The sequence below is a fragment of the Pseudomonas sp. LBUM1659 genome (genome assembly GCF_059716045.1).
In genome coordinates, this window is the sequence record NZ_CP166797.1 from 4,942,969 (window position 1) to 4,962,664 (window position 19,696).

A 19,696-nucleotide genomic window follows, 5' to 3' on the forward strand; every position below is an offset into this window, starting at 1 on the left:
AGAAACCGGAGAACAACCATGTCGTTAAGCGTGTTCGACCTGTTCAAGATTGGCATCGGCCCCTCCAGCTCCCACACCGTCGGCCCGATGCGCGCAGCCGCGCGTTTCGCCGAAGGTCTGCGCCGTGAAGGGCTGCTGACGGCAACCACCTGCGTCAAAGTCGAGCTCTACGGCTCGCTCGGCGCCACCGGCAAGGGCCATGGCAGCGACAAGGCTGTGTTGCTCGGCCTCGAAGGTGAACACCCGGACACCGTGAATACCGAAACCGTTGCCGCCCGCCTGCAAGAAATCCGCGGCAACGGTCGCTTGAACCTGCTCGGTGAACACAGCATTGCGTTCAACGAGAAAGAACACCTGGCAATGATTCGCAAGCCGTTGGCCTATCACCCCAACGGCATGATCTTTCGCGCATTCGACGCCGCCGGCCTGCAGATCCGCAGCCGCGAGTACTACTCGGTCGGTGGTGGTTTTGTGGTCGATGAAGACGCCGCCGGCGCTGACCGTATCGTCGAAGACGCCACGCCGCTGACGTTCCCGTTCAAAAGTGCCAAGGACTTGCTCAGTCATTGCACCACCTACGGCCTGTCGATCAGCCAGGTGATGCTGACCAACGAAAGTGCCTGGCGCCCGGAAGCGGAAACCCGCGCCGGCCTGCTGAAGATCTGGCAAGTGATGCAGGACTGCGTCGACGCCGGTTGCCGCAACGAAGGCATTCTGCCCGGCGGGTTGAAGGTCAAACGTCGCGCGGCGGCACTGCATCGGCAATTGTGCAAAAACCCGGAATCGTCACTGCGCGATCCGCTGTCGGTGCTGGACTGGGTCAACCTGTACGCCCTGGCAGTCAACGAAGAAAACGCCAATGGCGGACGCGTCGTGACCGCACCCACAAACGGCGCGGCCGGGATCGTTCCGGCGGTGTTGCATTACTACATGCGCTTCATTCCCGGTGCTACCGAAGACGGCGTCGTACGCTTCCTGCTAACGGCGGCGGCCATCGGCATTCTCTATAAAGAAAACGCCTCCATCTCCGGCGCCGAAGTCGGCTGCCAGGGCGAGGTCGGCGTGGCCTGCTCCATGGCGGCTGGCGCCTTGTGCGAGGTCCTTGGCGGGACCGTGCAGCAAGTGGAAAACGCCGCCGAAATCGGCATGGAACACAACCTGGGCCTGACCTGCGATCCGATTGGCGGGCTGGTGCAAGTGCCTTGCATCGAGCGTAACGCCATGGGTTCGGTGAAGGCGATCAACGCGGTACGCATGGCCCTGCGCGGCGACGGTCAGCACTTCGTCTCCCTCGACAAGGTCATCCGCACCATGCGCCAGACCGGCGCCGACATGAAAAGCAAATACAAGGAAACCGCCCGCGGCGGTTTGGCGGTCAACATTATCGAGTGCTGATGCTCACGCGCACTGCACCCTTTTTCAGGAGCTGAATATGTCCACCGAACAATTGCTGAAAACCCCGCTGCACGCACTGCATATCGAACTCGGCGCACGCATGGTGCCGTTCGCCGGCTATGACATGCCGGTGCAATACCCGCTCGGCGTGATGAAAGAACACCAACACACCCGTGATCAAGCCGGGTTGTTCGATGTGTCGCACATGGGCCAGATCCGCCTGACCGGTGCCAATGCCGCCAAGGCCCTGGAAACCCTGGTGCCGGTGGACATCATCGACCTGCCGGTGGGCATGCAGCGCTACGCGATGTTCACCAATGAAACCAGTGGTATCCTCGACGACCTGATGGTCGCCAACCTCGGTAACGACGAACTGTTCCTGGTGGTCAACGCGGCCTGCAAGGATCAGGACCTGGCGCACCTGCGCAAGCACATCGGCGACCAGTGCACCATCGAGCCTTTGTTCGAAGAACGCGCGCTGCTGGCGCTACAAGGCCCGGCCGCGGTCACCGTGCTCGCGCGTCTGGCACCCGAAGTGACGAAGATGACCTTCATGCAATTCGCCCGCGTGAAACTGCTGGGCGTGGACTGCTTTGTCAGCCGTTCGGGCTACACCGGTGAAGACGGCTTCGAAATCTCGGTACCGTCCGCCAACGCCGAAGCCCTGGCTCGCGCACTGCTGGCTGAACCTGAAGTAGCGGCCATCGGCCTCGGCGCCCGCGACTCGCTGCGTCTTGAAGCCGGCCTGTGCCTCTACGGCCATGACATGAACACCGACACCACGCCTATCGAAGCGAGCCTGCTGTGGGCCATCTCCAAGCCTCGTCGAGCCGATGGCGCGCGGGCTGGCGGCTTCCCTGGCGCTGAGACCGTGTTCGCGCAACAACAAGGTGGCGTCAGCCGCAAGCGCGTCGGTCTGCTGCCTCAGGAACGCACACCGGTGCGTGAAGGCGCGGAAATCGTCAACGAAGCCGGCGACATCATCGGTACTGTTTGCAGTGGCGGCTTCGGTCCAACACTCGGCGCTCCGTTGGCCATGGGTTACGTCAACAGCGCTTATATCGCCATCGACACACCTGTGTGGGCGATTGTCCGTGGGAAAAAGGTGCCTTTGCTTGTAAGCAAAATGCCATTTGTTGCACAACGCTACTATCGCGGCTGATTGACTGTTTCTATAAGTAACGCGGTTGCGTTAACAGTGCACTAATGTGTAACGCAACCGCCATAAAACAGTGCATATCATTACCTGCAAGCTTCGTTTATGAACGCGGCTTATAACGTTCGAAAACAATTGAACAGCAACAAAGAATAAGAACGTACTAGTAGAGCAGCTAGTGCCCTCAACCTGAGCAAAACCGGGCCTCTGACGGGGCTTGTTTTTTCTCCCGTAGTTGGCGTAGAGTTTGTCCACTGTGTTTGCAAGGGTCGCTTGGAATCGTGACCTGGGCAGTAGCCTACAAGTTAGCTACATCCCGTTCGACGTCTTCTTACTCTCCTGCAACCAGCCCCAGTACTCTTTCATGAGAAGGAGACTGTCATTAATTTTTTGCGTCAAAGGAATAAGAAATGTCCACACGTCAGAGCGGTACCGTCAAGTGGTTTAACGACGAGAAAGGTTTTGGTTTTATCACTCCTGAAAGCGGTCCGGATCTGTTCGTGCATTTCCGCGCCATCCAGGGCAACGGTTTCAAGAGCCTGAAAGAAGGCCAGAAAGTGACTTTCGTTGCTGTGCAAGGCCAGAAAGGCATGCAGGCTGACGAGGTTCAAGCAGAAGGCTAATCTTCTGTTACGAAAAAGCCCCTGATGCTGACATCAGGGGCTTTTTTGTGCGCGTAAATCCGTAAAATGGCTTCTTTTTCTGTCCAGAGGCTGCCATGTCGAAACACCTGCTCAACCCCCAGGGCGAGTTTCCCGCCGCCACCCTGGGTCGTCGCCTGGCAGCGATGTTCTATGACTTCCTGTTGTGTACCGCCCTGCTGATCGTCACCAGCGGCATTTACAAGATGATCCAGATGGCGATCTTCGGCGAAGAGAAAATGCGCACCCTGACCGAAACAGGCGCGCTGGACGGTGATCCATTGCTCTCGACCGTGCTGCTGTTTGTGCTGTTCGGCTTCTTCGCCAAGTTCTGGACCTGGTCGGGACAGACCCTCGGCATGCAGGTGTGGTGCATTCGTGTGCAGAACGCCGACGGCTCGTCTATCAGCCTGTGGCAGGCGCTATTGCGCTTTGTGGTGTCGATTGCTTCTTGGCTGTGCGTGGGCCTGGGGTTTATCTGGCCATTATTTGATAAGCAGAAACGCAGCTGGCATGACATGTACTCCAACACGCAGCTCGTTCGGATCCCAAAGAAAACCAAGTAATACTGGAGAGCACATATCAATGTGGGAGCGGGCTTGCTCGCGAATGCGATGCGTCAGTCTACTTTGATGTTGACTGACGCACCGCATTCGCGAGCAAGCCCGCTCCCACAGGATTTGTGACTTGACTGAAAGTTCTCAGGCGTTGCCGGCCAGTTTCATCCGTGCGGCCTGAGTGAAGTCCAGCATGCGCTTCAACGGCCGAATCGCCTGCGGAATCAACGCCGGATCAACAAATATCTCGTTCGCCCCCTCTTTCAAGCTCTTCAGCGTGCGCTCAAGGGTGTTCATCGCCATCCATGGGCAGTGCGCGCAACTACGGCACGCTGCACCGTTACCAGCCGTTGGCGCCTCGATGAAGACCTTGTCCGGGCACAGCTGCTGCATTTTGTAGAAAATGCCGCGATCAGTGGCGACGATCAGCGTTTTGTTCGGCAGGCTCTGGGCCGCAGCGATCAGCTGACTGGTGGAACCGACGGCATCCGCCAATTCGATCACCGCGGTTGGCGACTCTGGGTGCACCAGAATCGCAGCATCCGGGTACAGCGCCTTCATGTCTTCAAGCTGCTTGGACTTGAACTCTTCGTGAACGATACAGGCACCGTCCCACAGCAGCATGTCCGCACCAGTCTGGCGCTGAATGTAGGTGCCCAGGTGTTTGTCCGGACCCCAGATGATGGTCTCGCCGTTATCCATCAGGCTTTCGACGATCTCCAGCGCACAGCTGGACGTCACTACCCAATCCGCTCGCGCTTTGACCGCCGCCGAGGTATTGGCATACACCACTACCGTGCGTTCCGGGTGCTGATCGCAAAACGCCGAAAACTCGTCCACCGGGCAACCCAGGTCCAGCGAGCAGGTCGCCTCGAGGGTTGGCATCAGCACGCGTTTTTCAGGGTTGAGGATTTTTGCGGTTTCGCCCATGAACTTCACCCCGGCGACCACCACGGTCTTGGCCGGGTGTGCATTGCCGAAGCGGGCCATCTCCAGCGAGTCGGAGACGCAACCACCGGTTTCTTCGGCCAGGGCCTGAATCACCGGATCGCAATAGAAGTGGGCAACCAGCACCGCGTCCTGAGCCTTGAGCTCGGCGGCGATGGCGGCACGGTAATAGGCTTCTTCGTCGGCGGTCAGCGGCTTGGGCTGCTTGGCATCGAGGTGAGCCTGAACCAGAAGGCGTTCGGAAATCTGCGTCATGTTCGCAAGACCTGTAGGCGCATTTGCGCGAAAGTCGAGTATACACCCGGCTCCGGACCCTTCAGGGTACCGCCGGGAGAGTGAGTATTCATCAGGCACGGACAGCGTTGAAGCTGCGCAAGGCTACAGAATATCCCGTGGATGCAAAAGATGATTCTGACCTGCGTCACGCGGAGCAGCCCAGAACCTGGACGACCTTAAATCGCGGGCAAAAAAAAAATCCGGAAATCCTCACTTGCGTGGGCCTTCCAGACTTTTAAAACTGCTACAAAAATGGTGGGTCGTGTGGGATTCGAACCTACGACCAATTGGTTAAAAGCCAACTGCTCTACCAACTGAGCTAACGACCCGCTGTGTGGTGGCGCGTATAATACTGATTTTTAAGGACTATTCAACACCTAATTTATAATAAATCAAAAATAAGGTGTTGGGTCGCTAATTCCGGCCGCCGCAAAGCCTTCTGCGCGCAGACGGCAGCTATCGCATTTGCCGCACGCACGGCCGTTATCGTCGGCCTGGTAGCAGGAAACCGTCAGCCCGTAATTGACGCCAAGCTTCACGCCCGCCTCGACGATCTGCGCCTTGCTCAGGTTCTGCAGAGGCGCCTGGATACGGAAGCCATTGCCCTCTACACCGGCCTTGGTGGCCAGATTGGCCATGCGCTCGAAGGACTCGATGAACTCGGGACGGCAGTCCGGATAACCAGAGTAATCCACTGCGTTGACACCAATAAAGATGTCACGCGCACCGAGCACTTCGGCCCAACCCAACGCCAGCGACAGGAATACCGTGTTGCGTGCCGGCACGTAAGTGACTGGAATGCCCTCCCCCAGCTCCTCCGGAATGTCGATGCTGCTATCGGTGAGTGCCGAGCCGCCCATACCGTTCAGGTTGAGGCCGATCACCTTGTGCTCGACCACACCCAAGTCACGGGCAACGCGTGCAGCGGCGTGCAACTCTGCTTGAGACCGCTGACCGTAATCGAAGCTCATGGTGTAGCAGCTGTAGCCTTCGGCGCGAGCCATGGCCACGACGGTCGCCGAGTCCAGGCCACCGGACAGCAGGATGACCGCCCGTTTTTCGGCAGTGTTCAGTTGTTCCGTCATATCAGCGCCCCGGCTCGTCATTCCAAAGATATTTATGCAGCTGCAATTGCAGGCGCACTGGCAGGTTGTCCGCCACCACCCAATCCGCCAGGTCCCGCGCATTCAGGTCATGGTGGCTTGGTGAGAACAGGACTTCGCCGGCGCGTCGATCAAGACCGTACTGGATCAGCTTGGACACGGCCCAGTCGTAGTCTTCCCGCGAGCAGATGACAAACTTCACCTGATCGTTAGGCGTGAGCAGCTCGATATTTTCGTAGCGGTTGCGGTGTGCTTCCTTCGAACCCGGGGTTTTCAGGTCGACAACGCGACTGACCCGGGAATCTACTGCCGAGATGTCGAGCGCACCACTGGTTTCCAGTGACACTTCGTAACCGGCGTCGCACAACTGCTTGAGCAATGGGATGGCGTTAGGTTGTGCCAGTGGCTCGCCACCGGTGACACACACATAACGCGGGCGAAAACCGGCCACTTGCTCGAGGATGTCGTCGAGTGGGCGAATGGTGCCGCCCGTGAACGCGTAGGCGCTGTCGCAGTATTGGCAACGCAAAGGGCAACCGGTCAGGCGCACAAATACTGTGGGCAGCCCGGCAGTCCGCGTTTCACCCTGCAACGAGTAAAAAACTTCGGTAATTCTCAATGTGTCTTGCATAGTCGCCACGGGCATAACAGCTAAACAGGCTGTCCGCCTCCGTCAGGCACTTCAAGGAACCCCGCCACCGCGTTGATCCCAAAAAGCGTGTTTCATAAAAAGGGGGTGAATTCTAACGAAAAAACCCGCGACAGGCGCGGGTTTCTTCAAAACGGGTATGGCAGGCTTACATGCGCTGCAAGTCTCGCTGGGCCAACTGAGCGGCGGAAGTGCCCGGATATTGCGACACAACCTGTTGCAGAATGCCTTTGACCTTGTCGAGATGACCAAGTCGGCGCTCTACATCAGCCAGCTTGTACAACGAATCAGGCACTTTAGCGTGCTTCGGGTACAGCTGTGAAACTTTGGCAAACGCCTGACCTGCACCTTGCAGATCGCCTTTGGCCAGGTTCACTTCACCCAACCAGTACTGGGCATTGCCCGAGTATTGGCTGTTCGGGTATTTGCGCAGGAAGGCAGCAAAAGCCTGGCTGGCCTTGTCGAAATCCTTGGCTTTGATCAGGTCGAAGGCTGCGTCGTAATAGAGCTTTTCCTTCGCCGGATCAGCCGGCTCACTACCTGCGGCAGGTGCATGAGCGGCAGCGGCAGTGGCAGCGGCTCCTGCACTTGCGCCAGCGGCGGCGGCACCGGGGGCGTTCAAATCACCACTGGTGGAAGAATTTTCAGGAGTCGCGGCAGGTACAACGCCGGTTCCTATGCGCCGATCAAGATCCTGATATCGCTCCAGGTTCTCTTGCTTCATGCGCGCTACATCATTTTGCAGAATTTCGATCACACCCTGTTGGCGTGAGATCTGCTCCTGCATGGATTGCAGTTGGTTGAACAGCTCGCCCTGTGCCGAGACAGGGGTCGAAACCCCTCCCCCGGCATAGGCGCCGTTCGTACCGTAACCCGCAGGCGGATAACTGCTCCCGCTATTGTTATAACCGGAGTTGTTATCGACCACAGGAACCGCAGCCCACACCGCAAGCGGTGCGAGACTGAGAGCCAAGACAGTTACAGCACGACGGCACGTTCGCATGACGAATTACTTACGCAGTTCGACGCGACGGTTTTGAGCCCAGGACTGCTCGTCGTTGCCGGTAGCAACTGGACGCTCTTCGCCGTAGGAAACCAGTTCCAGCTGAGCTGGGGAAACACCTTGCAGTACCAGGTAGCGTTGAACGGCTTTCGCACGACGCTCGCCCAGTGCCATGTTGTACTCACGAGTACCACGTTCGTCGGTGTTGCCTTCCAGAACAACGCGAGCGCCGTTTGCTTTCAGGTCTTTTGCGTGAACGTCCAGAGCGCGCATGGCTTCTGGCTTCAGGTCCGAACTGTCGTATTCGAAGTAGAAGATGGTGATTGCGCGCAGAGCAGCTTCTTCGCTCAGGGAACCGTCAACGGCACCAGTGTTTGCGCCGTAACCAGCGTTTGGATCTACTGCGCCTTCACCGGCATTGTCGCCGCCTTTGGACGAGCAACCTACAGCTACAGCCATGGCCAGAGCCAGCGCAGCAAATTTACCAAACTTCAGCATTTCCATCGTGAAACTCCTAATGAACCCCAATGTGTTAAGTACAACGTGTAGCGCCGCGTCAGTTCAGGTAAGGGGACCAGGAAGGTTCTCTGACTTCGCCTTGTGCGGTAGGAAGCGGGAGCCTTACGCGTCCATTAATGGACACGAGCATCAAGACTCCCCGGCCCTGCTGGCGGGTGGCGTAGATTACCATGGTGCCGTTAGGCGCGACAGTAGGCGACTCGTCCAGAGTGCTATCAGTGAGGATCTTTACACTACCGCGCTGCAAATCCTGGGCCGCCACCTTGAAATTGGTGAAGCCATCCTGGCGGTGAATCATCACCAGGGTCTTTTCATCAGCCGAAAGCTTGGGGTTGGCGTTGTAGTTACCCACGAACGTCACACGCTCCGCACCGCCACCACCGACGCTGGTTTTGTAGATCTGTGGCTTGCCGCCACGGTCGGAGGTGAAGTAGATGGTCGAACCATCCTTACCCCAGAACGGCTCGGTGTTGATGCCGGGACCATTGGTGACGCGAGAGATCTGACGCGAACCCAGGTTCATCACGTAGATGTCCGGGTTGCCGTCCTTGGACAATACGAAGGCCAGGCGATTGCCGTCCGGAGACCAGGCTGGCGCGCCGTTCAGGCCTTCGAAGTTGGTGATCTGCTCGCGGCGACCGGTGTCGATGTTCTGCACGAAAATGCGTGGACGCTTCTGCTCGAACGACACATACGCGATGCGCTTGCCATCCGGTGCAAAACGCGGCGACAGAATCGGCTCGCGCGATTGCAACAAGGTCACGGCGCGGGCACCGTCATAGTCCGAACGTTGCAGCGTGTAGCGCGTGTTCTTCTCGGAGAAACGCTCAGCCGTCACGTACAACAGACGCGTCGAGAACGCACCTTTGATACCGGTCAGTTTTTCAAACGACTGGTCAGCGATGTAGTGCGCCATGTCGCGCAGTTGATCAACGCTGCCCGACACGCTGCCGGTCAGCACTTGCTGCTCGGTGGCGACGTTGAACAGAGCGTACTGCACCTGCAGACGACCGCCTGCTGGAACAATGCTGCCAACCATAATGTACTGGGCGCCAACCGCCTTCCAGTCACGGAAAATGATTTCGCTGGCCTGGCTCGGCAGGCTGATCATGTTCTGCTTTGGAATCGGCGAGTAGTAACCCGAGTTGCGCAGGTCGTTACCGATGATTTCGGCCATGTCGTCCGGCAGGACAGTACCGCCCTGGAAAGCGAACGGCACGACTGCAATCGGGGTAGCCCGATCACTGCCACTGGTAACCAGAATGTTTTTTTCATCTGCCGTCGCTAACCCTGCCAAGCAGCAGATAACGACAAGCATTCCTCGAAGAAGGTTTCTCACAAGGCTAAATCCTCAGGTGTGAATGTCATCTTGAATGAACGATACGGAGCGAAATCGCTCGGCTTCATTCCCTGCATTTCTATCAAACGCCCAATATTCTTGACCGCCGCTACAGCAGACGCGTCAAACGGACCGTCACCGCTGGACTTGGCCACGTTGACCGAAGTCACCGTACCATCCGGCAACATGCCGATTTGCAGCACGACTGTCATACCTTTGCGTGCCGAAGGTGGACGAGCCCAGCCTTCCGCCGCACGAGCACGAATCAAATCATCGAAACTGCCGGCGACTTCGTCACCCTGTTCATCCGCCAAGGCCTGCTGGCGCTGCGGCGTGTCGGAAAGCAAATCAGCCAAGGCCTGAGCCTTTTTGTCTTCGGTCGATTTACGTGCCGCATCCTGCGATTTTTTCTTCGCAGCATCGGCAGCAGCTTTCTTCTTCGCGTCTTCGGCGACTTTCTTCTTCGCCTCTTCAGCTTCAGCTTTCTTCTTGGCGTCTTCGGCGGCTTTCTTCTTCGCGTCTTCGACGATTTTCTTCTTCGCTTCTTCAGCGGCCTCCTTCTTGGCCTCTTCTTCAGCAGCTTTCTTGGCTTCTTCTTCGGCTTTCTTCTTGGCTATATCAGCCAATTGTTTCTCTTCGGCCTTTTTGGCTTCGGCGGTCTTCTTCGCTTCATCGGCTTTCTTGGCTTCATCAGCCTTTTTCGCCTCATCCGCTTTCTTCGACTCGTCGGCCTTCTTGGCTTCCTCGGCCTTTTGAGCCGCTTCTTCTTTCTTTTGTTCCGCAGCCTTCACCGCTTCCTGCTCGACCTTCTTCTGTTCCATCTGTTCGACTTCGGTCTGACGCGCAGCAGATTTCTGCGCTTCACCCGCAATCTTCTGATTGGTCTGGGTGGTCGCCCGACTTTTCGATTTCAGCTGGTACAGCGTCGCCTGGACAATCGGCTTGGCCGGCGGCAACTCAGGCGTCATGGCAAAACTGACGAACAGCATGCCGAACACCAGCACGTGCAAGCCAATCGCCCAGACACTAGGCCAGAAGTAGCTTTCCGAGGCTGTTGGCTCTCGTTGTTGCTGCATCAGGGCGCCTCGGTAATCAAGCCAACATTACCGACCCCGGCCTTCTGCAACCCGCCCATGGCGCCCATGACCGAACCGTAGTCGACGGTTTTGTCGCCACGAATGAAGACCTGGGTGTGCTTGCCGCCTTCGTTGCCGGCACGAATGATCTTGGTCACCGCGTCAGTCATCTGCGGCAACGTCATGGCCTTGTCCTGCTGCTTTTCGGTGTCGACTTCGCTGCCAAGGTTCCAGTAGTAGGTCTTGTCAGCCTTGATCGAAATGGTCAGGACCTGGGTGTTGTTGTCCTGCGGCAAGGCTTCGCTGGAAACCTTGGGCAGATCAACTTTCACGCCCTGATTGAGCATTGGCGCGGTCACCATGAAGATGACCAGCAGTACCAGCATCACGTCGATGTAAGGCACTACGTTCATCTCGGCAACCGGCTTGCGCTTTTTGCGAGCTCGAGCGATTAAAGCCATTGGAAATTACCTGCTTATTCTTCGCTGGTGTGCACTTTGCGGTGCAGGATCGCCTGGAATTCATCGGCGAAGGTGTAGTAACGGCCCAGCAGGGTTTCGCTGCGAGCAGCAAAACGGTTGTAAGCGATTACGGCCGGGATGGCGGCGAACAGACCGATCGCGGTAGCAATCAGTGCTTCGGCAATACCAGGGGCCACAGTGGCCAGGGTCGCTTGCTGGGCAGATGCCAGACCACGGAAGGAGTTCATGATGCCCCAGACCGTACCGAACAGACCGATGTACGGGCTGACGGAACCGACGGTCGCAAGAAATGGCAGGCTCTGTTCAAGCTTTTCTTCTTCGCGGGAAATGGCAACGCGCATGGCACGGGCCACACCTTCCATGACCGCTTCCGGATCAACGCCTGGCTGCTGGCGCAGACGGGAGAATTCCTTGAAACCGGCACGGAAGATCTGCTCGACCCCCGAATCCGGATCAGGGTTGCTGCCAGCCTGACGGTAGAGTTTGGACAGGTCGATACCCGACCAGAAGCGCTCTTCAAAGCTCTCCAGGGCACGTCGACCGGCGCGCAGCAGATTGCTGCGCTGAAAGATCATGATCCATGAGGTGACCGATGCGGCTACCAGGATCAGCATTACCAGTTGCACCACGATACTGGCATTGCTGACCAGGCTCCACATGGAGGTATGGTCGACGACGTTAGCTTCCACGCTTAATCTCCTGCTTTGAGTGTGTACCCGCGCCGCTCACGTCGGCAAAGGCCGCACGTAGAGCTTCGGGAATGGCCCGGGGTTTTAAACTGTCAGTGCGCACACAGGCCACCAAAAACTGCCCTTCGCAGAGCAGCACATTATCCGTTGCCCGCCTGACCTGCTGTTTGAAGCGCAGGCTGACACGGTTCAATTCGATTACTTCAGCGCTTACCAGAAGCTCGTCGTCCAGTCGCGCCGGCGCGTGGTAACGCGCTTCGCTGGAATGCACGACAAACAACAGGTCCTCCCCTGCCAGCGCCGATTGGGCAAAGCCCAGATCTCGGAGCCGCTCGGTTCGAGCCCGTTCCATAAACTTGAGGTAATTGACGTAATACACGATGCCGCCGGCATCGGTGTCCTCGTAATAAACGCGACAACGATGTGCGAACGGCTCAAGCCCGTTTTGCGCGCGCATACTCTAGTGCTTACTCCTCAGGTTGCCAATCCGGTCAGGCAACTGTTTTTCATTGATCTGCGGCTTCGCGGCAAAAGTACGGTCCTGGGACCGCACAAACGCCGAATATATCAGTGCGCAAAGATTATTAATCGTCCACGGCATCAAGGAACTCGTCTACGACGGGCATTTCGCCCATTCGTGACGGAATGTTTAAACCGAAGTGCAAATACGCATGCCGGGTCACCACTCGCCCCCGCGGGGTGCGCATGATGTAGCCCTGCTGGATCAGGTATGGCTCCAGCACGTCTTCAATGGTGTGGCGCTCTTCGCTGATGGCGGCGGCCAGGCTGTCCACTCCGACCGGACCACCGTCGAACTTCTCGATCATGGTCAACAGCAGACGCCGGTCCTGGTGGTCGAAACCACGTTCGTCGACGTCTAGCAGGTTCAACGCGAGGTCGGCAATCGGTTTGGTAATGTGCCCCTTGGCGCGCACTTCGGCGAAATCGCGCACCCGACGCAACAGACGGTTGGCGATCCGTGGCGTACCGCGGGCACGACGGGCGATTTCAAAGGCGCCTTCCGGGTCCAGCGGCAAACCAAGAATGCTCGCCGAACGGCTGACAATCGTGGCGAGGTCAGCGGTACTGTAGAACTCCAGGCGCTGCACGATCCCGAAGCGGTCACGCAGGGGATTGGTCAACATACCGGCACGCGTGGTTGCACCGACCAGGGTGAATGGCGGCAGATCAAGCTTGATCGAACGCGCGGCAGGCCCTTCGCCGATCATGATGTCAAGCTGGAAATCTTCCATGGCCGGGTACAGCACTTCTTCGACAATCGGTGACAGGCGATGGATTTCGTCGATGAAAAGCACGTCATGGGGTTCAAGGTTGGTCAACAGCGCCGCCAGGTCACCCGGACGCTCAAGCACGGGCCCCGACGTGCTTTTGATCGACACCCCCATTTCCTGGGCGATGATGTTCGCCAAGGTGGTTTTCCCCAAGCCCGGCGGACCGAAGATCAGCGTGTGATCCAGCGACTCGTTACGCCCACGGGCGGCCTGGATGAACAACTCCATTTGCTCGCGAACAGTCGGCTGGCCGATGTATTCGGCCAGGCTGACAGGACGAATCGCCCGGTCCTGGACTTCCTCGCGATCACGAGGACCGGGCGCGGCGGTAATCAGACGATCAGCTTCAATCACTTAAATCATTCCCTTCAGGGCACGACGAATCATGTCTTCACTGCTCAAACCTTTCTCCTTGATCGCAGAAATCGCCTTGCTGGCCTCCTGTGGCTTGTAGCCCAGGGAGATCAGCGCGCTGACCGCGTCATTTTCGGCGGTGGCGACCGGAGTCGGCGCGTCTGGTCCACCCGGCTGGTTTGGCACCAGAGCGAACATCGCCGGTACGGTATCCCAGGCTTTGAAGCGATCCTTGAGTTCCACCAACAAACGTTCGGCGGTTTTTTTGCCCACGCCTGGCACCTTGGTCAGCGCCGAGGTGTCCTGGGACTGCACGCAACGGACCAGCTCATCGACTTCCAGACTCGACATCAACGCCAGCGCCAATTTTGGCCCTACGCCGTTAAGACGGATCAACTCGCGGAAAAAGTCTCGTTCACGCTTGCCGAAGAAACCATAGAGTAACTGCGCGTCTTCGCGTACGACCAAGTGGGTGTGCAAGGTCAGCGGTTCACCGACCGACGGCAAGCGATACAGCGTGGTCATGGGCACTTCCAGCTCATACCCCAGACCGTTTACATCCAGAATCAGATGCGGCGGCTGTTTTTCAGCCAGTGTGCCGCGCAAGCGTCCAATCACGTTTCAGATCCTTGAGCGTTGGCCAGATCAATGCCTGGCGACGAACAGAGCAAGGGGTCGCGTCGACGACTCAGACACGACAACCCTCATTCCATAAAAAAGACTGTTGATGCTATCAGAGACGCAAGCGCCCGCCACGACTGCGTGCCGTCCCCAAGCCATGAGGCAACAGGCTGGAGCGGGTGTGCGCATGGCAAATGGCAATGGCCAGGGCATCAGAGGCGTCGATTTGCGGCTTGCTGGTCAATTTCAGCATGTGCATGACCATCATCTGCACCTGTTCTTTATTTGCCGCGCCGGTGCCGGTCACTGCCTGCTTGACCTGGGTTGCAGTGTACTCAGCGATTTCCAGGCTTTCTTCGGCACCGGCGACGATTGCAGCACCGCGCGCCTGACCCAGTTTCAGCGCGGAGTCGGCATTGCGCGCCATGAACACCTTTTCGATGCCCATGGTGACCGGGCCGTAAGTCTGGATGATTTCACGCACGCCGCGATAAACGATTTGCAGACGCTCATGCAATTCTCCCGAGCCCGTGCGGATGCAGCCCGACGCCACGTACACACAGCCACGCCCGGTATCGCGCACCACGCCATAACCGGTAATACGCGAACCGGGGTCGATACCAAGAATTAAAGTCATAACGCCTGCGGGTTAGGTAAGAGCACTTCAATACAGCAAATAACCAATGTGGGAGCTGACCCCCACATTTGATCTTAGTCACCCTTAACCGAGCTGTGCAGCCACCGACTCCGGAATATCCGCATTGGAATAAACGTTCTGCACGTCATCCAGGTCTTCAAGCATGTCGATCAGCTTGAGCACCTTCTCGGCGCCTTCCAGGTCCAGCTCGGCACTGGTGGTCGGCAGCATGACGATTTCTGCGTCTTCACCTTTGAAACCGGCCTCTTCCAGCGCATTGCGCACGGCATAGAAGCCAGCGAAAGATGTGAACACGTCAATCGAGCCATCTTCGTGGGTGACCACGTCATCGGCGTCGGCTTCCATGGCCGCTTCTATCAGCGCGTCTTCATCAACGCCTGGCGCGAAGGAAATTTGCCCTTTGCGCTCGAACAGATACGCCACGGAACCGTCGGTGCCGAGGTTGCCGCCGCATTTGCTGAACGCGTGACGAACAGCAGCGGCAGTGCGATTACGGTTATCGGTCATGCACTCGACCATCACCGCCACACCGCCCGGGCCGTAGCCTTCATAGCTCAACTCGACCATGTCGTCGGTGTCGGCAGCACCCGCGCCGCGTGCGACCGCGCGATCAATGATGTCGCGACTCATGTTCGCGCCGAGGGCCTTGTCCAGCGCCAGACGCAGGCGCGGGTTGGAGCCCGGATCACCGCCACCCTGACGGGCAGCAACAGTCAGTTCACGAATCCACTTGGTGAAAATCTTGCCCTTCTTGGCATCCTGACGTTCTTTGCGGTGCTTGATGTTCGCCCACTTGGAATGACCCGCCATAACTCGCTCCGAATTATCTTTGAAACATTGCCCGCCCCACACAGTGTCGGCCAGCAACAAAAAATCTCGACCTAAAGAAAAGGCGCACCCAAAAGGATGCGCCTTTGCGGTCAGCCTTACTCAGCCTTTGGTGTTTCGCGCAGACGAATGTGCAGTTCGCGCAATGCCTTGGCATCCACTTGACCCGGTGCCTGCGTCATGACGTCCGCCGCGCTCTGGGTTTTCGGGAAGGCGATCACTTCACGGATTGACTGGGCGCCGGTCATCAGCATCACCAGACGGTCCAGACCGAAGGCCAGGCCACCGTGCGGCGGCGCGCCGTACTTCAGGGCGTCGAGCAGGAAGCCGAATTTCTCTTCCTGTTCCGCTTCGTTGATACCCAGCAGGCGGAACACGGTCTGCTGCATTTCCTTACGGTGGATACGGATCGAACCGCCACCCAGCTCGGTGCCGTTCAGAACCATGTCATATGCACGGGACAGCGCGGTCGCCGGATTGGCTTCCAGTTCTTCCGGAGTGCACTTCGGCGCGGTGAACGGGTGGTGCAAGGCACTGAAGCTGCCGTCGTCGTTTTCCTCGAACATCGGGAAGTCGACGACCCACATTGGCGCCCACTTGCAGGTCAGCAGGTCCAGGTCGTTACCCACCTTGATCCGTAGCGCGCCCAGGGCTTCGCTGACGATCTTGGCTTTGTCGGCACCGAAGAACACGATGTCGCCGTCAACCGCACCAACGCGATCGAGGATTACATTGAGGTTGGCCTCAGGGATGTTCTTCACGATCGGCGATTGCAGACCTTCAACGCCTTTGGCGCGCTCGTTGACCTTGATGTACGCCAGGCCCTTGGCACCGTAGATGCCGACGAACTTGGTGTAATCGTCGATCTGCTTGCGCGGCATGCTCGCCGCGCCTGGAACGCGCAAGGCAGCAATACGGCACTTCGGATCATTGGCCGGGCCGCTGAACACTTTGAAATCGACTTCTTTGAGTTGATCGGCAACGTCGACCAGTTCCAGCGGGTTACGCAGGTCTGGCTTGTCGGAACCGTAACGACGCATGGCCTCTTCGAAGGTCATGTGCGGGAAGTCACCGAATTCCAGATCCAGCACTTCCTTGAACAGGTTGCGGATCATGCCTTCGGTGAGGCCCATGATGTCTTTTTCATCGAGGAAGCTGGTCTCGATGTCGATCTGGGTGAATTCAGGCTGACGGTCGGCACGCAGGTCTTCGTCACGGAAGCACTTGGCGATCTGGTAGTAACGGTCGAAGCCGGCCACCATCAGCAGTTGCTTGAACAGCTGCGGCGATTGCGGCAAGGCGAAGAACGAACCGGCGTGAGTACGGCTCGGCACCAGGTAGTCGCGAGCGCCTTCAGGGGTGGCGCGGGTCAGGATCGGCGTCTCGACGTCGAGGAAGCCGTTCTCGTCCAGGTAGCGACGGATGCTGGTGGTCATGCGCGAACGCAGACGCAGCTTCTCGGCCATTTCCGGGCGACGCAGGTCAAGGAAGCGATAGCGCAGGCGGGTTTCTTCGCCAACATCGGAGAACTCGTTCAGCGGGAACGGCGGGGTTTCCGATTCGTTCAGCACTTCCAGCTCGTAGCCGAGGACTTCGATCATGCCCGACGCCATGTTGGCGTTGGTGGCACCGGCCGGACGCAGGCGAACCTTGCCGGTGATCTTCACGACGTACTCGCTGCGCACGCGATCGGCGGCGGCGAAGGATTCAGCGCGGTCCGGGTCGAACACCACCTGGGCCAGACCGTCACGATCACGGATATCGAGGAAAATCACCCCGCCGTGGTCACGGCGACGGTGAACCCAACCGCAAAGAGTAATTTCCTGGCCTTCCAGGCTTTCGTTCAGTTGGCCGCAATAATGGCTGCGCATCATGGTAGTGGTTTCACTTCTCGTAATTCGAAATTCGGTTGGAGCCCTGCACATCCTGCCCTTGATAAAGGTGCCCGATGATGCAAACGCTCACGCGTGTCGTTCAACTCAGGCCCTGGACCCTAGTCAGCTTTGTCGCCGCCGGCCAGGTTCTTCTTCGAGCCGGTCTTGAAATCGGTTTCGTACCAGCCAGTGCCGCTGAGGCGGAAGCCTGGCATGGACAGCATCTTTTTAAGCTCTGGCGCCTGGCAGGCAGGGCAGTCGACCAGCGGTGCTGCGCTGATCTTTTGAATGGCTTCCAACTGATGACCACAGGAAGCACATTGATAGTCGTACATCGGCATGGGGGTTGTCTCGGCGATCAGATTGCTACCGCACACGCTGGGTTTTGCGGCAAAGAGCGGGATTATATCCATTAAATGCAGCCTGTGCAGCCGTAAGACTGCACAGACTGACACTCAATCCTTCACGCCACTACGACTAGGGCATCACAATGCTGCCCCCTTCCTTCAAGCTGCGCACGACACAGACAACCCGCACCAGCCCGGTGAAGTTCTTGACTCCGCCGTGACGTAAATGCACTTCGCGGTCCACATGGGACAGCAGCGCACTGACAGAACAGCAATTGACCTTGGCCATATCGCCCAAAATATCCCAGTAGACCTGCTCAAGCCGCAAGCAGGTCGCAAAACCATTCAAACGCACCGAGCGGGATAAAGGCCGGGCCAGCCCCATATCAAATTCGCTGACGAACGGATCAACCCTAATATCCTTGGTTGGGCCAAGACTCCCTTCGCCCGGCCTGTCTTCGTAAACCATATCGCTGACACTCCTTTGCCATCCATGCCTTCTATAAGAGCTACATCTGTTGCCTTATAAAAGCGCAGGTGCAAAGGTATATCCAGATGACTTTATGACCATCGACGTAGGATAAGCCAACAGTTGAATGGGGATCATGGAGCCCGTCCTAGGCCGGCCATTTTCCTACGCACTCAGGTGCGTTTTACCCTGCACAAAAGAGACCTGATGAAGTAGGAAGCCAGAAAGAGAACAAAACCCAAGGACCTAACTGCCTCCCGCCCCCTCGGGAAGCTGCCTGATCATGTCTTCGGTGCCGGGCACGCCGGCTTCTTCTTTAACAAAAGCCATGACCCGCGACAAATCGAGCACCAGAGCACCGCCGGACTGCCTGATTTGAGTAGCCGCAGGCTTTGCTGTTAAATAGGCAGTGTGTCGTTACCGCCTATTTTTCCGGGGGCTGCGCATAGGCTGATACCGGGTACGTGCCCAACGCCTCTTATTGTTCTGAAGCGAACCGTGCTCCATCAGCTCTTCCTTGTGATCCGTCTTAACGCGAGTTAATCAAAATGTTGAAAATCGTCCACCTGCTAACGGGCGCAGCCGCCCTGCTGCTGTCCTTCATCCCTAGCCTGCGAGCTGAAGCGGTCCCTTACCTGCAACAACCCGATGCGCTGTACCTGGCGTTTTTCGGCCTGCTGAACCTCACCCTTGCTCCTGTTATCCCTTACTGGAACAAAGGCCCGCGCCACCAACTGCAAAACCTGGTCAGCGTGCTGCTGGTTCTGGCCGTCTTCCTGCAAGTTCTGACGTTGCTCGCGCCGATGCCTGTCATCGCCGGTCAACCTGCCGTTCTGTTCAGCCTGTTAGCTGCCCTCTCCGCCGTTTTACTGCACCTGGGTGTCAGCTTCTACAAATCTTCACCGGCCGCCGCCTCGCCAAGCTATGACATGAGCAACCGAGATACCGGCACCGTCAAGTGGTTCAACACCTCCAAAGGCTTCGGCTTTATTTCCCGCGATTCCGGCGATGATATTTTCGTGCATTTCCGGGCAATTCGTGGCGAAGGTCACCGCGTTCTGGTCGAAGGCCAGCGTGTGGAGTTCTCTGTCATGAATCGTGACAAAGGCCTGCAAGCCGAAGATGTGATCGCCGCCCTGCCGCGTCGCTGATTCAAGGCTAAAAAAAAACCGCGAACAGCCGGGCTGTTCGCGGTTTTTTATTGCCTGCTGTTAATAATGCGGCGGTGGCGCTTCCTCTTCGAAGCTTTCGAATTGGCCGGCCATTTCCTCCTGCCGCTTGAGCAATGCAGCCATTTGCAGCTGCAGGCGTTCAACTGCACGCTGCTGCGTCGCCAGCACATCACTCAATGACTGAAGGGCGTCATCCTGAAACGCCAACTGGCTCTCCAGATCGGTAACGCGTTCTTCCAGGCTCATGA

At 57.7% G+C, this 19,696-nt stretch carries 23 protein-coding genes and 1 tRNA gene; 5 read left to right on the plus strand and 19 right to left on the minus strand.

The annotated features are described in order from the left end of the window. The first annotated feature begins 18 nt into the window (after positions 1-18). The 4 genes from ACA048_RS22420 (at position 19) to ACA048_RS22435 (ending at position 3,758) form a co-directional block, all read left to right on the plus strand. Positions 19-1,395, plus strand: coding sequence for an L-serine ammonia-lyase (locus ACA048_RS22420; RefSeq protein ID WP_497626334.1), 1,377 nt, complete (start codon positions 19-21; stop codon positions 1,393-1,395). A 37-nt stretch (positions 1,396-1,432) separates the two neighbouring features. Beyond that, positions 1,433-2,557, plus strand: a complete 1,125-nt coding sequence (gene gcvT, locus ACA048_RS22425) for a glycine cleavage system aminomethyltransferase GcvT (RefSeq protein ID WP_497626335.1) — start codon at positions 1,433-1,435, stop codon at positions 2,555-2,557. Between the two features lie 404 nt (positions 2,558-2,961). Further along, the gene (locus tag ACA048_RS22430) at positions 2,962-3,174 is read left to right on the plus strand and encodes a cold-shock protein (RefSeq protein WP_003237709.1); all 213 of its coding nucleotides are present in this window, start codon (positions 2,962-2,964) and stop codon (positions 3,172-3,174) included. Between the two features lie 95 nt (positions 3,175-3,269). Next, positions 3,270-3,758, plus strand: a complete 489-nt coding sequence (locus ACA048_RS22435; protein ID WP_497626336.1) for an RDD family protein — start codon at positions 3,270-3,272, stop codon at positions 3,756-3,758. Between the two features lie 135 nt (positions 3,759-3,893). On the opposite strand, the gene nadA is transcribed toward ACA048_RS22435, so the two are convergent. From nadA to ACA048_RS22525, 18 genes are all read right to left on the minus strand, one after another. Then, positions 3,894-4,952, minus strand: coding sequence for a quinolinate synthase NadA (gene nadA, locus ACA048_RS22440; RefSeq protein ID WP_452627896.1), 1,059 nt, complete (start codon positions 4,950-4,952; stop codon positions 3,894-3,896). Positions 4,953-5,226: 274 nt separating this feature from the next. Continuing rightward, positions 5,227-5,302: transfer RNA gene (locus ACA048_RS22445), tRNA-Lys, on the minus strand. Between the two features lie 63 nt (positions 5,303-5,365). Then, positions 5,366-6,058, minus strand: a complete 693-nt coding sequence (gene queC / locus ACA048_RS22450) for a 7-cyano-7-deazaguanine synthase QueC (RefSeq protein WP_494374385.1) — start codon at positions 6,056-6,058, stop codon at positions 5,366-5,368. Between the two features lies 1 nt (position 6,059). Further along, entirely contained in the window at positions 6,060-6,707 is a 648-nt protein-coding gene (queE, locus tag ACA048_RS22455; protein WP_046032066.1) for a 7-carboxy-7-deazaguanine synthase QueE, read from the minus strand. 166 nt (positions 6,708-6,873) lie between these two features. After that, positions 6,874-7,728: a tol-pal system protein YbgF gene (ybgF, locus tag ACA048_RS22460; protein WP_497626337.1), complete on the minus strand. Its 855-nt coding sequence runs from the start codon at positions 7,726-7,728 to the stop codon at positions 6,874-6,876. A gap of 6 nt (positions 7,729-7,734) precedes the next feature. Next, entirely contained in the window at positions 7,735-8,232 is a 498-nt protein-coding gene (gene pal, locus ACA048_RS22465) for a peptidoglycan-associated lipoprotein Pal (RefSeq protein WP_007945836.1), read from the minus strand. A gap of 52 nt (positions 8,233-8,284) precedes the next feature. Then, on the minus strand, positions 8,285-9,586 hold the full coding sequence (gene tolB / locus ACA048_RS22470) for a Tol-Pal system beta propeller repeat protein TolB (protein ID WP_411741829.1): 1,302 nt from the start codon (positions 9,584-9,586) through the stop codon (positions 8,285-8,287). Next, the gene (tolA, locus tag ACA048_RS22475) at positions 9,583-10,662 is read right to left on the minus strand and encodes a cell envelope integrity protein TolA (RefSeq protein WP_497626338.1); all 1,080 of its coding nucleotides are present in this window, start codon (positions 10,660-10,662) and stop codon (positions 9,583-9,585) included. Before tolA ends, tolB begins: the two co-directional genes overlap by 4 nt. Then, positions 10,662-11,114, minus strand: a complete 453-nt coding sequence (gene tolR / locus ACA048_RS22480) for a protein TolR (RefSeq protein WP_170219116.1) — start codon at positions 11,112-11,114, stop codon at positions 10,662-10,664. Before tolR ends, tolA begins: the two co-directional genes overlap by 1 nt. A gap of 23 nt (positions 11,115-11,137) precedes the next feature. Continuing rightward, a complete protein-coding gene (gene tolQ / locus ACA048_RS22485) occupies positions 11,138-11,833 on the minus strand; it encodes a protein TolQ (RefSeq protein WP_007945840.1) in 696 nt (231 codons plus the stop codon). Further along, entirely contained in the window at positions 11,823-12,290 is a 468-nt protein-coding gene (gene ybgC / locus ACA048_RS22490; protein WP_497626339.1) for a tol-pal system-associated acyl-CoA thioesterase, read from the minus strand. Before ybgC ends, tolQ begins: the two co-directional genes overlap by 11 nt. A gap of 127 nt (positions 12,291-12,417) precedes the next feature. Next, on the minus strand, positions 12,418-13,479 hold the full coding sequence (gene ruvB / locus ACA048_RS22495; RefSeq protein WP_007945842.1) for a Holliday junction branch migration DNA helicase RuvB: 1,062 nt from the start codon (positions 13,477-13,479) through the stop codon (positions 12,418-12,420). Next, positions 13,480-14,097, minus strand: a complete 618-nt coding sequence (gene ruvA, locus ACA048_RS22500; RefSeq protein ID WP_497626340.1) for a Holliday junction branch migration protein RuvA — start codon at positions 14,095-14,097, stop codon at positions 13,480-13,482. A gap of 115 nt (positions 14,098-14,212) precedes the next feature. Then, positions 14,213-14,737 (minus strand): crossover junction endodeoxyribonuclease RuvC, encoded by a 525-nt coding sequence (gene ruvC / locus ACA048_RS22505; RefSeq protein WP_007945844.1) that lies wholly within the window; start codon positions 14,735-14,737, stop codon positions 14,213-14,215. Positions 14,738-14,821: 84 nt separating this feature from the next. Then, positions 14,822-15,568 carry a YebC/PmpR family DNA-binding transcriptional regulator gene (locus ACA048_RS22510; RefSeq protein ID WP_497626341.1) on the minus strand — a complete coding sequence of 249 codons (747 nt, stop codon included), beginning with the start codon at positions 15,566-15,568 and terminating at the stop codon, positions 14,822-14,824. A gap of 116 nt (positions 15,569-15,684) precedes the next feature. After that, positions 15,685-17,460, minus strand: a complete 1,776-nt coding sequence (aspS, locus tag ACA048_RS22515; protein ID WP_497626342.1) for an aspartate--tRNA ligase — start codon at positions 17,458-17,460, stop codon at positions 15,685-15,687. A gap of 119 nt (positions 17,461-17,579) precedes the next feature. Next, on the minus strand, positions 17,580-17,801 hold the full coding sequence (locus ACA048_RS22520) for an FmdB family zinc ribbon protein (protein WP_010457489.1): 222 nt from the start codon (positions 17,799-17,801) through the stop codon (positions 17,580-17,582). A gap of 136 nt (positions 17,802-17,937) precedes the next feature. Further along, complete coding sequence (locus ACA048_RS22525; protein WP_497626343.1) at positions 17,938-18,276, minus strand: ribbon-helix-helix domain-containing protein; 339 nt, start codon at positions 18,274-18,276, stop codon at positions 17,938-17,940. Between the two features lie 548 nt (positions 18,277-18,824). Here ACA048_RS22525 and ACA048_RS22530 point away from each other — a divergent pair. Continuing rightward, positions 18,825-19,427, plus strand: coding sequence for a cold shock domain-containing protein membrane protein (locus tag ACA048_RS22530; protein ID WP_317849322.1), 603 nt, complete (start codon positions 18,825-18,827; stop codon positions 19,425-19,427). 60 nt (positions 19,428-19,487) lie between these two features. On the opposite strand, the gene ACA048_RS22535 is transcribed toward ACA048_RS22530, so the two are convergent. After that, the gene (locus ACA048_RS22535) at positions 19,488-19,694 is read right to left on the minus strand and encodes a SlyX family protein (protein WP_223511838.1); all 207 of its coding nucleotides are present in this window, start codon (positions 19,692-19,694) and stop codon (positions 19,488-19,490) included. Positions 19,695-19,696 lie beyond the last annotated feature (2 nt).